The following is a 14427-nucleotide window of genomic DNA, read 5'->3' on the forward strand; positions in this document are numbered from 1 at the left end:
TGTATCCCTCTTAAAATAACCCTATCCAGGAACCGAAAATTCCCACCAGCGCAATACCGCCAATGATGGTTAACGGTTTCACTTTTTTCCCTAACAGCCAGTACACAATGGCGAAGCTAATTAACGGCAGCAGACAAGGCATGATGTCGTTAATAATGTCCTGAACATGGGTTTTCGCCTCTCCCGTACCAAACGTAATGGGAATGGTGATATCAATCATGGAGGCCGTCATCGCGCCAACCACCATCAGACCGATAATCGAGGCGCCATAGGTTAGGCTTTCCATCATTCCGCTTTGCTGAATGCGTTGCAGTACGCCGGTTCCCAGCACATAGCCCCAGCGGGTAAAGAACCAGCGGGCCAGAATATGCGGTACGTTAAACACCAGCAGAAATAAAATCGGCCCCAGAATATTTCCTTTCAGCGCCAGGCTGGTACCGATGCCAGTGGCGATAAGACGCAATGTTCCCCAGAAAAAAGAGTCGCCAATACCCGCCAGCGGCCCCATTAACGACGCTTTGACGTTATCGATAGAACTGGCGTCCATCTCTTTCTGCTGGCTATTTTTCTCCTCCATCGCCACGGTAATACCGAGGATCAACGTCACAATGTGCGGCGTGGTATTAAAGAAAGCCAGATGGCGTTTTAGCGCTTCGGCAAGATCTTCTTTTCGGCTATACAGTTTCTTTAATACCGGAATGAGCGTATAGACGAACGCCAGGTTCATTTGTCGTTCATAGTTCCAGGAAAACTCCATCTGGAATGACCGCCAGAAGACGCGGCGTAAATCACGCGCGGTGACCAGACCAGTGGTTTCCGCCTGCTGGCGGTCTTTATCAGAAATCATCTTCATCGTCATGAGACGCTCCTTGCGCAGGTGCCGGTTGCGAGGCCGCAAATTTCGGCATATTGACCATCACGACGGCGACGATCGCGCCGAGAATCGCAATACCCGTCACCGGAATTTTTAAATACGCCATTAAAACAAAACCGAGGAAAAAATAGGGGGCGACCTTTTTATTAATTAATAAGCGCGCCAGCATGGCAAAACCCAGCGCGGGAATAATACCGGTGGCAACGCTTAATCCATGTTTAATAAATTCTGGAATGGCATCCAGAAAACCTTTAATCATATTCACGCCCGCTAAATAAGAGACCGTGACGATAATCCCCAGCGTCAGCGACAGCCCAATGCCGGAGATTAAATGCATACGCTCAATGCCCCGGGTATCCCCCACCTCAGCGTAAGCATCGGCTTTATGACAGAGCAACGGAATAAACATTCCGTTATAGATATTTTTCACAATTAACGCCAGTGTCGCGATTGGCAAACCTAATAACAGCGCGGTTTCCGCCCCAGCGCCGGAATTAATTGCAAAGGCCACACCTAAAATACCGCCAGTGACCACATCCGGCGGCAGCGACGCGCCCACCGAAAAGGAACCGATAAACGCCAACTCCAGCGTCGCGCCCATCACAATTCCGGTTTCCATGTCGCCCAGCACCAGTCCGGTTAAAAGTCCGGTCACGATAGGTCTGGAAATCAGCGACGTCCCTAATGCATATTCAGACTGGGCGATAAACGCCACCAGTCCAAGTAAAAGCGCCTCTACCATAATATGTCCTCAGGAGGGTATCCGCTCAGGCAAAAAGTTGTTTACGATCGTTAGGCACCAGCCGAATTTCTATCTCTACTCCGCCAGCCGCCAGCTCCCGAAGTTGAGTCATTTCATCCGCTAACAGATTGATGGCTTTAGCAATATTCTGACTCCCTTCACGCACCTTCGTGCCGCCTAAATTAATGCTTTTAATGTCGGGTAATTCGCGCGCCAGCCGGTACGCATCCGCCACGGATTCAACAACAATAAAAAGTTTATATTTATCGGTAACGCCGCTTTTTATCGCTTCAATTGAATCGGCAATATTTTTAATAACCAGCTTCACCGCGGGCGGCTTCGCCATTTTAATGGTGGTTTTACGCAGGTCATCATTAGGTACGCTGTCGTTGGCAATTAAAATACAGTCTGCGCCAACGTACTGCGTCCAGGAAAAGGCAACCTGTCCATGTAATAAACGATGATCCACCCGTAAAAAAACAATCATGACGCTTCCTCCCCTTAAAAATCTTTATCGCTTTGCATGGCGCTGGTGATAGTTTGATTGCAGTACTGAATATTTTCTTTTGAATCCGCTAACGCCGTCATTATGGTATGAGTGGTATTGCCATCGTTTTCCGACATAAAGAGATCGATAACCAGCGGCAGGTTAATCCCTGCCAGCAGATGAAAATTTTCCCGTGATAAATAACGGACAAATTCGTTATTTACGCTGCCGGCAAAAATATCGGTCAGCGCAATAATTTCATCTTCCGGCGGGATCCGGGCAATTAGCGTATCTACCTGCTGGCTTAAATCCACGCTCTCTTCAACGTAAGCGCACAGCGTCCAGACATTTGACCGTTTGCCTAAAATCAGCTCCACGGAGTTTAAAACTCCGCTGGCCAGCGTGCCGTGGCTGGCGAAAATATAATGTCTCTTCATCCTGACCTCTAAAACACATTCCACTGTGATAAAAGAGAGCAAGCGGCGTGCCAGAAAAAGTGGCGCGCCGAAAAAAGATGTGGGTTAACAGAGGGAAATCGTTAAAACTGTTGATCTTGCTCGATAAGTTCTGTTTCGAAGGTCAGGATATTATGGATATAGCCAAGCTCAGCGGTGGGGATTTTGACACTGTAGTTACTCTCAATGACACTAAACGCTTCCCGTAGCCGATTCAGTTCCTGTTCCGGACACTGTTGTCCACTATAAGCAGTAATGCCCGCATGGCGGATCAGACGCTCAATCAGGCAACTAATATGCACATAGAGCGCCACCTTTCTTTCATTCGAGACGGTAACGCCCGCCAGATGCTCATAGCGCAGCAGAAACTGCTCAACGTGGTTGATGACTTTGCTGGTGTCGAGGATGGTGACGGATTCGATCACTCGTCGGAGCGAGAAGTTTTTCAGCAGCAGGTTGTTGATCTCCGCCACCTGCTCCGGCGTGGTCAGCGAACCAAACAGCCGCATCAGATAGTGGTTCCCCTCGCCGGAGATCAGCGAGTCGAGCGAAATCCACGGCACGCTGGCGATGTGCGGGTCCAGCGTGCCAACTATCGCCAGTACGTCGTAGCGCATAAATACCGGCTCCTGGGTTTTATTGCTCGCCAGCATCGCATAATCGCAGGCGACGACGTCAATCTCCAGCGCCTGTGGAATACTGGCGCTCAGCAATGCGCAAAGATTCGTCGCCACACCGATACCGGTCGCGCAGGTGGTCAGTATGGCGCGCGGTTTGTTGCTTTTCGGCCAGTAGAGCTGATACTCGACCGGCACATCTCGGGCGATATCGCGGGCGATCTCTTCAATAAAATGCCCCTGTAAAATACGCTCCCCTACATACAGGGCCATGCTGGTCGAGACGTTGTTGATAATCGTCACCGGCGTGGAAAGCGCGCGATCAAAATGGCGATGAATGGCCTTGAGCGATCCCATATCCACCAGAATCATCAGGCCGGAGGCGAGCGGATGCTCTTCCAGATAGCGCATCACCTGCTGCGCTATCGCCTCCGGCGTGACGTCCAGCGGCATATCGAACGATTCAAAAATCGTATTTTTCAGTAGCCGGTTGGCGACGTTGGCGATACTGCTGGCGGTGGCATAGCCATGCGCCAGAATCACCGCATGCGTCACCTGTTTTTGGTTGTTAGCCCCCTGTTTATGCAGCCAAAGCGCCAGCAGCAGCATATCAATGCGTCTCGGCTCCAGATCCAGCTTCTGGCCCAGCGTCTCCAGAATTTGTAAACAGAAGCTGTACAGCAGCGGATATTTCTGGGCGAGGAAGGCGTCCAGTTGGCGGATCTGCTCGCTGTTGAGACGAGAAGGCGCCAGTGCGGTACGATGGATTAAATAGTGGCTAAGCGCGTAAATACAGTTGCCGTTAAGCTGCATATTGAAGCGCTTCTCCAGACGATAAAACTCTTCCCGCACCTGGCTTGTAATTAACAGCAACCGCTGTGAGTGCACATTATCGTCGCCGGTAAAAATCAGGCGATCGAAGAGGGTCTCAATTTCATCGCCCATTCTTTTTTGTACCGTCTCCCACTCCTCTTTCCCGCTACGTACCAGTTCGTATAGCGCCAGCACATGACACTGCGTATCATGGATCATGCCCTGCATCTCGTCGCGGGCGCGCAGCAGCCAGGTAAGGTTCGTGTCGGGCGAGATGCTCACCGGCGTGTCGTCCGCCAGCGGTTCATTCAGTGACGGCAATGCCGACAGCATGGCATCCGGCAGATCGTGCAGCGACACGGTAACGGTTTCCTGCCCAGGCTTTTTCGCCCATGCCGTCGCCACCGCATACTTCACCACATTTTTCAGCTCGCCGACGTTGCCGCGATAAACATACTGATTGAGGATCTGCAACAAACGCGGTTTGAGGATAAGCGTGGCCGAAAGTTTTTTCGCCTCCGTCCAGAAAAACAGTAAGATCAGCGCCTCTTTTTCCTGGCGGCTACGGTGCTGGAGATCCGGCAGGTTGACCTGAATCGGGATGCGTCGCAAAAATGTCGTCAGAAAGGTACTGTGTATCTCTTCGGTCGTCGCAAATACCAGACGTACCGAAACCGGATGCCCCTGCGCGGTGTCGCCTACCCGATAAATTTCACCACGATCGAGCCAGGTAAAGAGCTTCTCCTGCCCTTCGGCGCTCAGCCGGTGGACTTCATCCAGAAATAACATGCCGCCGTCAGCCGCCTCGAACGCGCCCGGTCTGTCGCTCTGCGCGCCGGTAAACGCGCCCTTCACATAGCCAAAAAGATTCGCCGCGAGCAGTTCGGGATTGCTCGCATACTGGGCGCAATTAAAACTGATAAATGGCGCATCCGGCGACAGAAGCGCCTGGGCGATGGCATATTCGTGCATGAGCTGCGCCAGATAACTTTTCCCGGTGCCGCTTTCGCCGGTCATCAGTAGCGGCAGTCCGCCGTCGGGATAAAACAGCGCGGTTTTCAGTTGCTCAATCGGGCGCTTCAGGCTTTCGTTATGGCCAATCAACAGGGAAAAGTGATCGTCCGGCGCGCACTCCTGTTCCCCGTGCGCTAACAGCTCCGCGACGCTGGCGTATTCATTACGCGAAAGGGTAAAAAACTGTTGGCTAAATGCCTGCTTATGCAGGAAATAGACGGGACGGGTATTGATTTTGCAGAGCACGCCCTGCGCCACCAGTTGGTTCAGATAATGGCTGGCGGTATTGCGCTGCATATTAAAACGCTGCGCCAGATAGCGCGCGGTAAACACCTCACTGACATTTTCCGGATCAAAAAAATCCGTTTGGTTCATCAGGAAAGCAAGCAGGGCATCTTTGCGCATCGTATCCTCTCACGATTATCACATCAGCAATTATGATGCCGCGAAACAAGGCTCTCCTGCCGTGCGTTCTCTCGCTTTATTCATTTTTTGTGGATCACCGCACACCTTCACTCAACGTTGGATTAGCGCGCGATATCAGAAAAGAGAGGAGGAAGCGGCGCACGGCCTCGCGTATGAATCACGCTGCGCCATGCGCCTGATGCTGGTTTAAAATCGGCCTGCGCGGACTGCCAGGCCTGGTAAGCGCTACGCTATCAGGCAAAAGTGTGAACATCTCATCCGGCCTACGATCATCTGTAGGCCGACTGTTCACCATACGCCCTTAAAACGTTTCCCAATTATCGCTGCCGTCGGCCACTGCGGCCTTTGGTGACGACACGGCTGCCGGGGTTTTTACCGCAGCCACTTCACGCGCACGCTGCTGTTGCTGGTGAATACGGAACACCGCGACGGCCTGGGTCAGACGGCTGGCTTGCTCTTCCAGCGCCGCAGCCGCGGCGGCGGACTCTTCCACCAGCGAGGCGTTCTGCTGCGTTACGCGATCCATCTCCGCTACCGCCAGGCCCACCTGGTCGATGCCACGACTTTGCTCGTCAGACGCCGAGGCAATCTCGCCCATGATATCGGTCACGCGGGTCACTGCATTGACGATCTCATCCATGGTTTCACCGGCGCTTTCGACCAGCGTCGAACCCACATCAACACGGCTCACGGAATCCTCAATCAGACTCTTGATCTCCCGTGCCGCCTGCGCGCTACGCTGGGCCAGATTACGGACTTCACCGGCCACCACCGCGAACCCGCGTCCCTGCTCGCCTGCGCGCGCCGCTTCTACCGCCGCATTCAGCGCCAGAATATTGGTCTGGAAAGCAATACCGTCGATTACACTGATAATATCGGCGATTTTCTGCGAACTGGAGGCGATATCGCGCATTGTTTGTACGACGTTATCCACCACTTTGCCGCCTTTTTGCGCTGTCTCTGACGCACTCAGCGCCAGGTGACTGGCCTGACGGGCGTTTTCGGCGTTCTGTTTCACGGTGGCGGTCAGTTGTTCCATACTGGCGGCGGTCTCTTCCAGAGAAGCTGCCTGCTGCTCAGTACGGGAAGAGAGATCGTTGTTGCCCATCGCAATCTCGCTGGCGCCGCTATAGATCGCATTCGCGCCGTTACGTACATCGCCAACGGTACGCATCAGTTCACTTTGCATATGACGCAGGTTTTCAGCCAACTGCCCCATTTCGTTGGAGCCTTCCACGTCGATACGCTTCACCAGATCGCCGCTGGCGATATGACGAATGCTTTCAATCAGACGATTCATCGGGGCGATAAGCGACAGTTTGATGCCGAACCAGACGGCGATAATGACCACCAGAACGGCAATCAGCACACTGACCAGTACCCACATCGCCTGGTTGTAGGAACTGTTGTTATCCTCAACAGCAATATCGTACAGACGATCGTTTTGCTGCATATAGGCCATGTACTGCTTCTCAAAAGCGTCCTGATAGCTTTGAGTCGGTTGATCAAAAAACTCGTTAATCTTACCCGCGCCAAGAAGCTGAATAAGCTCCGCCAACGCACCGTGGTAGATATCATAGGTTCGTTTGATCTCAAGGAAAGCCGCTTCACTCTGACGTGGATCGCGCGGTAACGACTCATACTGCGCCCAGTTTTTTTCGGTGAGCTTCAGCGTATTGGTCGCCCCCTGCATCAGTTCAGCGACAGTTGCGCCGCTGCCAATATTGCTCTGGTCCATCATCCAGCGGATACCCGCGCGATTCAGGGTATTACGCGTTTGCAACAGCTCCACCCAGGTTGCATTCAGGGCAGACTGCTGCTGACGAATAGTTTGCAATACGGTGAAGTTTTCTTTGTCATTCTTCAGCGAGTTGAAGAACAGCCCGCCGGATGTCAGTTGTAAAAGGCCAAATAGCGCCAATACCAGCAGTAAGCTGGTAACAATTTTAATTCGCTTTAACATGTTTTCTCTTTCCGCTAGACAGATACAGAATTTTCGGCCTGGAAAGGGAAAACTTTATGGGATGCGCGCCATTAATATCACGATTAGCTCAGTTAAGTCGTTATGACGCCCCGCGCAACAAGGATCGTCCCATTTTATATCGTGATCTCAATCACATAAAATAGCCCACGCCCTCCTCCGCGAAACCGCTTACCGGTACGTCCGACCGCTTAAACCGCCATACAACCACTCACTGATTTACCTAACTTTACGCGCGCGATGATCTGGCAAGATCCTCTCAGCATAGCAGTCAATCTACCTCCTCAAACACGAACTCAATGTCCACCCAGCTTCGGCTGATAATTAAACTTACAACCAGGTTTTACTATGGATACGAAAAAGATATTCAAGCACATACCCTGGGTGATTCTCGGAATCATCGGTGCTTTCTGCCTCTCGGTCGTTGCCCTACGTCGGGGTGAACACGTGAGCGCCCTGTGGATCGTGGTCGCTTCCGTTTCCGTCTATCTGGTGGCTTACCGCTACTACAGCCTGTATATCGCCCAGAAGGTCATGAAACTCGACCCGACGCGCGCGACGCCGGCGGTCATCAATAACGACGGCCTGAACTACGTGCCGACTAACCGCTACGTGCTGTTTGGTCACCACTTCGCCGCCATCGCCGGCGCAGGCCCGCTGGTCGGGCCGGTATTGGCCGCGCAGATGGGCTATCTGCCGGGGACACTGTGGCTGCTGGCGGGCGTAGTGCTCGCGGGCGCAGTGCAGGACTTTATGGTGCTGTTCATCTCCTCCCGCCGTAACGGCGCCTCTCTTGGCGAGATGATCAAAGAAGAGATGGGTACCGTTCCAGGCACCATCGCGCTGTTCGGCTGCTTCTTAATTATGATCATCATCCTCGCGGTGCTGGCATTAATCGTGGTTAAAGCGCTGGCCGAAAGCCCGTGGGGCGTCTTCACCGTCTGCTCCACGGTGCCGATTGCGCTGTTTATGGGCATCTACATGCGCTTCCTGCGTCCGGGACGCGTAGGCGAAGTCTCCGTTATTGGTATCGTGCTGCTGGTGGCGTCTATTTACTTCGGCGGCGTGATTGCCCACGACCCTTACTGGGGCCCGGCGCTGACCTTTAAAGACACCACCATTACCTTCGCACTGATCGGCTACGCCTTTGTTTCCGCGCTGCTGCCGGTATGGCTGATCCTCGCCCCGCGCGACTATCTCGCTACCTTCCTGAAAATCGGCGTGATCGTCGGTCTGGCGCTGGGGATTGTGATCCTCAACCCGGAACTGAAAATGCCGGCATTGACGCAATATGTCGACGGTACTGGCCCGCTGTGGAAAGGCGCCCTGTTCCCGTTCCTGTTCATCACCATCGCCTGTGGCGCCGTCTCTGGCTTCCACGCGCTCATCTCTTCCGGTACCACGCCGAAACTGCTGGCCTGTGAGACCGATGCGCGTTTTATCGGCTACGGCGCGATGCTGATGGAGTCCTTTGTTGCGGTGATGGCGCTGGTGGCGGCCTCGATCATTGAACCGGGTCTCTACTTCGCGATGAACACCCCGCCGGCAGGTCTGGGCATTACCATGCCAAACCTGCACGAGATGGGCGGCGAGAACGCGCCGCTGATTATGGCGCAGTTGAAAGACGTTACCGCACATGCAGCGGCGACCGTCAGCTCCTGGGGCTTTGTGATTTCCCCGGAACAAATCCTGCAAACTGCGAAAGATATCGGTGAACCGTCAGTATTGAACCGCGCAGGCGGCGCGCCAACGCTGGCAGTAGGTATCGCGCACGTGTTCCACAAAGTCCTGCCGATGGCGGATATGGGCTTCTGGTATCACTTCGGTATTCTGTTCGAAGCACTGTTTATCCTGACCGCGCTGGATGCGGGTACCCGTTCCGGCCGCTTTATGTTGCAGGATTTGCTGGGTAACTTCGTCCCGTTCCTGAAAAAAACCGATTCTCTGGTCGCGGGTATCATCGGTACCGCAGGCTGCGTCGGTTTGTGGGGCTATCTGCTGTATCAGGGCGTGGTCGACCCGCTGGGCGGCGTGAAGAGCCTGTGGCCGCTGTTCGGTATCTCTAACCAGATGCTGGCCGCCGTGGCGCTGGTGTTGAGCACCGTGGTACTGATCAAAATGCAGCGCACCAAGTACATCTGGGTGACGGTAATCCCGGCGGTATGGCTGCTGATCTGCACCACCTGGGCACTGGGCCTGAAACTGTTCAGCGCCAACCCACAGATGGAAGGTTTCTTCTACATGGCAAACCTGTATAAAGAGAAGATTGCCAACGGCACCAACCTGACCGCGCAGCAGATTGCCAACATGAACCATATCGTGGTGAACAACTACACTAACGCTGGTTTGAGTATTCTGTTCCTGGTGGTGGTGTACAGTATTATCTTCTACGGTTTCACCACCTGGATGAAGGTACGCAACAGCGATAAACGTACCGACAAAGAAACCCCGTATGTGCCCGTGCCGGAAGGCGGCGTGAAGATCTCTTCACACCACTAAAACTGATGCCGGGTAGCGCACAGCGCTCCCGGCTAGTGTAGGCCGGATAAGGCGCAAGCCGCCATCCGGCTTTATTCATTAACAGGACGGCAGAATGTTTGATACTTTAGGTCAGGCAAAAAAATATCTCGGCCAGGCGGCAAAAATGTTGATTGGTATTCCGGACTACGACAACTATGTCGAGCACATGAAAACCAACCATCCCGACAAGCCGTACATGACCTATGAAGAGTTCTTCCGCGAACGTCAGCAAGCACGTTACGGCGGCGATGGCAAAGGCGGTATGCGCTGTTGTTAATGGAGAGACTATGACCCCGATTGCAGTTACCCTACTTACCGGTTTTCTTGGTGCCGGCAAAACCACCCTACTACGCCATATCCTCAACGAACAACATGGTTTTAAAATCGCCGTTATCGAAAACGAATTTGGCGAAGTCTCCGTTGACGATCAACTGATTGGCGATCGCGCTACACAGATCAAAACCCTGACTAACGGCTGCATCTGCTGTACCCGCTCCAACGAGCTGGAAGATGCGCTATTAGACCTGCTCGACAGCCGCGACCGCGGCGATATTGCTTTCGACCGCCTGGTGATTGAATGCACCGGCATGGCCGACCCCGGCCCGATTATTCAGACCTTTTTCTCCCATGACGTATTATGCGAACGCTACCTGTTAGACGGCGTGATTGCGCTGGTCGACGCGGTGCACGCTAACGAGCAGATGAACCAGTTCACCATCGCCCAGTCGCAGATAGGCTACGCCGACCGTATCCTGCTGACCAAAACCGACGTGGCAGGCGACAGCGAGAAACTGCGCGAGCGGCTGGCACGTATCAACGCCCGCGCCCCGGTTTACACCGTGGTACACGGCGATATTGACCTGAGTCAGTTGTTTAATACCAGCGGCTTTATGCTGGAAGAGAACGTGCTGGCAAGCCAACCGCGTTTCCACTTTATTGCCGATAAACAGAACGATGTGTCGTCAATTGTGGTGGAACTGGATTACCCGGTGGATATCAGCGAGGTTTCGCGGGTGATGGAAAACCTGCTGCTGGAATCAGCGGATAAACTGCTGCGTTACAAAGGGATGCTGTGGATCGACGGCGAACCCAACCGCCTGCTGTTCCAGGGCGTGCAGCGTCTCTACAGCGCCGACTGGGACAGACCGTGGGGCGACGAAACGCCGCACAGCACGCTGGTATTTATCGGGATCCAGTTACCGGAAGACGAGATTAGAGCGGCGTTTGCGGGGTTAAGGAAGTAAACGGGCGCAGAAAAGCCGGGACCGCACAGGAGATTGTATGCCCCTTATCCGAGATATTCACCAACGCTTCTGGCGTCTGCCACAACTGCCGTGGCTGGAGCTACGTACCACCAGTGAAAGCCGTCAGGCCTATAAGCGCCACAGCCACCCGCAACTGTCGCTGGGCGCAATCATCGCCGGAGAAACCCGCTGCATCAGTAACGGGCAAGAGTATCTGTTACGCCCCGGCGAGCTGATCCTGATCCCCCCGCAATCTCCACACAGTTGTAACCCGCTCCACGAGCGACCACGCAGCTATCATATGCTGTATCTCGATGCGGACTGGTGCCTGACGCAGCTTCCCCATTTGCCGGCGGATAGCCGCCTGCATACCACGCAGCCACAGTTGCAGGACCCGCAGCTTTTCCAGCTTTATCAGCAAATTGTGACGTCTATTACTCAGCAGCAAACTGCCGGACTTCCGGCGCTTATTATCCACCTGTTGCGCGCCCTGCCGCTACAAAGTGCCGACGCAGAACCGCCATGCGCCATCAGCCGCCAGTTGGTTGCCCGCTTAGTCAGCAACCTTCAGGAACCGCCGACGCTGGACACACTGGCGCAGGAGTTTGCGCTCCGTAAGGAGACTCTGATTCGCACTTTTAAGCAGGATACAGGCCTGACTCCTGTCAGCTTTACCAATATGGCCCGCATTGAATATGCCCGGCACCGATTGCGCGCCGGGGACGGTATTGCCGATGTTGCCTATCAGACCGGTTTCGCCGATCAAAGTCATTTCCACAAAACCTTCGTCAGCTACACGGCGGCAACGCCGCGTCAGTACGCGCAGAACAGATCAATATCCGACAATAAATAGCGCATCCGCAGGTATAGGCTGACCTCAGTATCATCACTGAGGTTACTATGGAACAGGTTACAACGTTATTTCCCCCGGCGTTTCCCGCACTGGCGCTGGCGCATTTTATGGCGCTGCTCAGCCCGGGCCCGGACTTCTTTTTGCTGGTCGGTTACGCCGTACGCTATCGGCTGCGCGGCAGCGTCGGGCTGTGCCTCGGCATTGCGGCGGGAAATGGGCTCTATATTCTGCTGGTGGTGATTGGGTCAGGGCTACTACGTCAGACGCCGCTGCTCTTTACCATCATCGAACTATTGGGTGCCGCCTACCTGCTATGGGTGGGCCGTCAACTGTTGAAAAGCCGCGCCGGGCCGCTGGAGTGGCGGTACGCCGCATCAGCATGTCCGTCACTGGCAAAACAACTATTACTGGGGCTAGGTTCATCGCTGTTGAATCCGAAAAATGCTCTGTTTTATCTGGCGCTAATGACCGCCCTGCTGGGCCCAAACGTGACCGTTACACAACAGGCCATATGTGGAATCTGGATGACCAGCGTAGTGTTACTCTGGGATCTGCTGCTGATAACGCTTATCGCCCTGCCGCAAATTCAACGTCGTCTGGGTAATCTTGTCTGGAAAATTGAACGCGCCGCCGGCGGCATTTTGATCGCCTTTGGCTGCTGGATTGTGTGGCAGTTCATTACAAGTTAAATCGATGAGGGGCAGCTTTATACGGTGGTCAACGTTGCCCGGACAGATGAATAGGGTCTGCATCATTCGAACCCTTTCCTTCTTATAATGCCGACGCCGCCATAAATTAACCTGCCCCCAGAAACCAATAAAGCGACTAAATAGCCGCTTTATTCTCATCACCAAATATAATATCACCTCTCATCCAGCGGCTTATTTTCATTGGTTTTCAGCTGGACTTTTCTTCTGTAAGACGCGCAAATTGCTGTAACAGCGTCGGATGGCGCTAACGCTTATCCGACCTACGGCCCGCTGCCCGGTAACCACCTGCTGTCGGGCTTATAACATGTCTCACCTCCAAAAGCCCGATTTCCGCTTTTATCTCTTTTCACATAACGTATGATAGTGCGCAGAAAATTCAGGAGGGATCCATGAGCGATATCCAGCTTTTCCGCCTCGGTGGCGGGAAAGTACAAGAACTGCCAGGCAAAGCCGCAGCCATTGAAAAAGATCTGCAAATGCTGATCGAATCCCATATGGAAACATTCCTTGGCGTCCGCTTTCTCGAGACCGAATACCGCACGGGTAAAACCCATCGTGGACGAATTGATTCCCTCGGCCTCGACGAAAATAACTGCCCGGTGATTATTGAATATAAACGCCACAGCAATGAAAACGTCATTAACCAGGGGCTCTTTTATCTCGACTGGCTGCTCGATCATAAAGCGGAATTTCAGTTGCTGGTGATGGAGAAAATAAGTAAAACCGCGGCCAAAGCCATTGACTGGTCCGGCACACGGTTAATCTGTATTGCCGCCGATTTTAATAAATACGACGAACATGCCGTTCAGCAAATCAACCGCAATATCAACCTGATTCGCTACAAGCTTTTTGCCGACGACCTGTTAATGCTGGAACTGGTTAACGCCGTGGTCGAAAATAGCCCTCAGTACATCATCGCGAACGGTTCCGTCAGCAGCGGTAAACGCCATACCCGCACGCAGCGCGAACAGCTCTCTTCGGCCTCTCCCGCGCTGCTTTCATTATATGAACAGCTAAAAAGTTATGTGCTGTCACTCAGTGATGAGGTTCAGTTTAAAGAGCTTAAGCTCTATGACGCCTTCCGCCTCATTCGCAACTTTCTGTGCGTAGCCGTTTATCCCGTGACCGACCCACACCTACGCCTGTGGCTGAAAATCAATCCACAGCATATCCAGCTTGAAGAAGGATTTAGCCGGGACGTCACGCATATTGGCCACTGGGGAACCGGCGACGTCGAATTGATTGTGCGTAACGAACACGATCTGGATAAAGCCAAACTGCTGATCGAGAAAGCCTGGCAGGAAAATTAGCGTTCCAGGATACCCGCCTACTGGAGAGGTTAAGATAAGATTATCCAGCCTTTCCAGTTTTACTGACTCTTATCTGTTATTCCACATCCTTCCTTTCCAACCCGATATCCCTTAACTGCTCGTCACTCATTCGTCGCAGCGCCTGACAGGCCCGCTTACGCAGCCACCACCTTTTTAGCGCCCGTCTGAGCTGCACAAAGCCAATAAATGGTTGTCTGGGGCGGTTCTCGTAAAATTCCATACCGACCTCCGCATAGAACAGAAAATGCGGGCATCATGAATGTCTGTACAAACAATATCGGGATAAAAAGCACGGTTAGTGCAACGTGGATAAATAAGGAGGGCGATTGAGGGTGTTTTGTTCGCTTATTTCGTTCTGAT

At 53.3% G+C, this 14427-nt stretch carries 14 protein-coding genes and 1 pseudogene; 8 read left to right on the top strand and 7 right to left on the bottom strand.

What is annotated here, in order from left to right:
- Positions 1–10: 10 nt before the first annotated feature.
- From QEN32_RS18905 to QEN32_RS18925, 5 genes are all read right to left on the bottom strand, one after another.
- Positions 11–859, bottom strand: a complete 849-nt coding sequence (locus QEN32_RS18905) for a PTS system mannose/fructose/sorbose family transporter subunit IID (protein ID WP_000178065.1) — start codon at positions 857–859, stop codon at positions 11–13.
- A complete protein-coding gene (locus tag QEN32_RS18910) occupies positions 837–1616 on the bottom strand; it encodes a PTS mannose/fructose/sorbose/N-acetylgalactosamine transporter subunit IIC (protein WP_265322024.1) in 780 nt (259 codons plus the stop codon). Before QEN32_RS18910 ends, QEN32_RS18905 begins: the two co-directional genes overlap by 23 nt.
- Positions 1617–1641: 25 nt before the next feature.
- Complete coding sequence (locus QEN32_RS18915) at positions 1642–2103, bottom strand: PTS system mannose/fructose/N-acetylgalactosamine-transporter subunit IIB (RefSeq protein ID WP_000634729.1); 462 nt, start codon at positions 2101–2103, stop codon at positions 1642–1644.
- A 14-nt stretch (positions 2104–2117) separates the two neighbouring features.
- Complete coding sequence (locus tag QEN32_RS18920) at positions 2118–2540, bottom strand: PTS sugar transporter subunit IIA (protein WP_000820693.1); 423 nt, start codon at positions 2538–2540, stop codon at positions 2118–2120.
- Positions 2541–2641: 101 nt separating this feature from the next.
- Positions 2642–5407 carry a sigma-54-dependent transcriptional regulator gene (locus tag QEN32_RS18925; protein ID WP_023204868.1) on the bottom strand — a complete coding sequence of 922 codons (2766 nt, stop codon included), beginning with the start codon at positions 5405–5407 and terminating at the stop codon, positions 2642–2644.
- Positions 5408–5543: 136 nt separating this feature from the next.
- On the opposite strand from QEN32_RS18925, the pseudogene QEN32_RS18930 reads away from it, so the two are divergent.
- Positions 5544–5618: pseudogene (locus tag QEN32_RS18930) on the top strand (GNAT family N-acetyltransferase); the annotation flags it as partial.
- A gap of 111 nt (positions 5619–5729) precedes the next feature.
- Here the strand turns inward: QEN32_RS18930 and tsr are convergent.
- Entirely contained in the window at positions 5730–7391 is a 1662-nt protein-coding gene (gene tsr, locus QEN32_RS18935) for a methyl-accepting chemotaxis protein (RefSeq protein WP_023234384.1), read from the bottom strand.
- Positions 7392–7757: 366 nt separating this feature from the next.
- Between tsr and btsT the strand changes: the two genes are divergently transcribed.
- From btsT to QEN32_RS18965, 6 genes are all read left to right on the top strand, one after another.
- Positions 7758–9908, top strand: coding sequence for a pyruvate/proton symporter BtsT (gene btsT, locus QEN32_RS18940; RefSeq protein WP_000379928.1), 2151 nt, complete (start codon positions 7758–7760; stop codon positions 9906–9908).
- Positions 9909–10002: 94 nt separating this feature from the next.
- Positions 10003–10206 (top strand): YbdD/YjiX family protein, encoded by a 204-nt coding sequence (locus QEN32_RS18945; RefSeq protein WP_000460616.1) that lies wholly within the window; start codon positions 10003–10005, stop codon positions 10204–10206.
- Between the two features lie 10 nt (positions 10207–10216).
- On the top strand, positions 10217–11173 hold the full coding sequence (gene yjiA, locus QEN32_RS18950) for a GTPase (protein ID WP_000187838.1): 957 nt from the start codon (positions 10217–10219) through the stop codon (positions 11171–11173).
- A 37-nt stretch (positions 11174–11210) separates the two neighbouring features.
- On the top strand, positions 11211–12026 hold the full coding sequence (locus tag QEN32_RS18955) for an AraC family transcriptional regulator (protein WP_001595646.1): 816 nt from the start codon (positions 11211–11213) through the stop codon (positions 12024–12026).
- A gap of 47 nt (positions 12027–12073) precedes the next feature.
- Complete coding sequence (locus tag QEN32_RS18960; protein ID WP_000438687.1) at positions 12074–12715, top strand: LysE family translocator; 642 nt, start codon at positions 12074–12076, stop codon at positions 12713–12715.
- A gap of 410 nt (positions 12716–13125) precedes the next feature.
- The gene (locus tag QEN32_RS18965; RefSeq protein WP_001523594.1) at positions 13126–14046 is read left to right on the top strand and encodes a DUF5655 domain-containing protein; all 921 of its coding nucleotides are present in this window, start codon (positions 13126–13128) and stop codon (positions 14044–14046) included.
- A gap of 76 nt (positions 14047–14122) precedes the next feature.
- On the opposite strand, the gene yjiS is transcribed toward QEN32_RS18965, so the two are convergent.
- Positions 14123–14287 (bottom strand): DUF1127 domain-containing protein YjiS, encoded by a 165-nt coding sequence (yjiS, locus tag QEN32_RS18970; protein WP_000397917.1) that lies wholly within the window; start codon positions 14285–14287, stop codon positions 14123–14125.
- Between yjiS and QEN32_RS18975 the strand changes: the two genes are divergently transcribed.
- Positions 14254–14397: a hypothetical protein gene (locus QEN32_RS18975; RefSeq protein ID WP_001541460.1), complete on the top strand. Its 144-nt coding sequence runs from the start codon at positions 14254–14256 to the stop codon at positions 14395–14397. The two genes, yjiS and QEN32_RS18975, sit on opposite strands and share 34 nt — an antisense overlap.
- Positions 14398–14427: the final 30 nt, after the last annotated feature.

It is taken from the genome of Salmonella sp. SA14318 (assembly GCF_029866905.1).
In the GTDB taxonomy this organism is placed as follows: domain Bacteria; phylum Pseudomonadota; class Gammaproteobacteria; order Enterobacterales; family Enterobacteriaceae; genus Salmonella; species Salmonella enterica.

Excerpts from the sequence above, each read along its gene's own strand:
- QEN32_RS18925 (WP_023204868.1), bottom strand. The coding sequence starts at position 5,407 with ATGCGCAAAGATGCCCTGCTTGCTTTCCTGATGAACCAAACGGATTTT.
- tsr (WP_023234384.1), bottom strand. The coding sequence starts at position 7,391 with ATGTTAAAGCGAATTAAAATTGTTACCAGCTTACTGCTGGTATTGGCG.
- QEN32_RS18965 (WP_001523594.1), top strand. The coding sequence starts at position 13,126 with ATGAGCGATATCCAGCTTTTCCGCCTCGGTGGCGGGAAAGTACAAGAA.
- QEN32_RS18910 (WP_265322024.1), bottom strand. The coding sequence starts at position 1,616 with ATGGTAGAGGCGCTTTTACTTGGACTGGTGGCGTTTATCGCCCAGTCT.
- QEN32_RS18960 (WP_000438687.1), top strand. The coding sequence starts at position 12,074 with ATGGAACAGGTTACAACGTTATTTCCCCCGGCGTTTCCCGCACTGGCG.
- yjiS (WP_000397917.1), bottom strand. The coding sequence starts at position 14,287 with ATGGAATTTTACGAGAACCGCCCCAGACAACCATTTATTGGCTTTGTG.
- yjiA (WP_000187838.1), top strand. The coding sequence starts at position 10,217 with ATGACCCCGATTGCAGTTACCCTACTTACCGGTTTTCTTGGTGCCGGC.
- QEN32_RS18915 (WP_000634729.1), bottom strand. The coding sequence starts at position 2,103 with ATGATTGTTTTTTTACGGGTGGATCATCGTTTATTACATGGACAGGTT.
- QEN32_RS18955 (WP_001595646.1), top strand. The coding sequence starts at position 11,211 with ATGCCCCTTATCCGAGATATTCACCAACGCTTCTGGCGTCTGCCACAA.
- QEN32_RS18945 (WP_000460616.1), top strand. The coding sequence starts at position 10,003 with ATGTTTGATACTTTAGGTCAGGCAAAAAAATATCTCGGCCAGGCGGCA.
- QEN32_RS18920 (WP_000820693.1), bottom strand. The coding sequence starts at position 2,540 with ATGAAGAGACATTATATTTTCGCCAGCCACGGCACGCTGGCCAGCGGA.
- btsT (WP_000379928.1), top strand. The coding sequence starts at position 7,758 with ATGGATACGAAAAAGATATTCAAGCACATACCCTGGGTGATTCTCGGA.
- QEN32_RS18975 (WP_001541460.1), top strand. The coding sequence starts at position 14,254 with ATGGTTGTCTGGGGCGGTTCTCGTAAAATTCCATACCGACCTCCGCAT.
- QEN32_RS18905 (WP_000178065.1), bottom strand. The coding sequence starts at position 859 with ATGACGATGAAGATGATTTCTGATAAAGACCGCCAGCAGGCGGAAACC.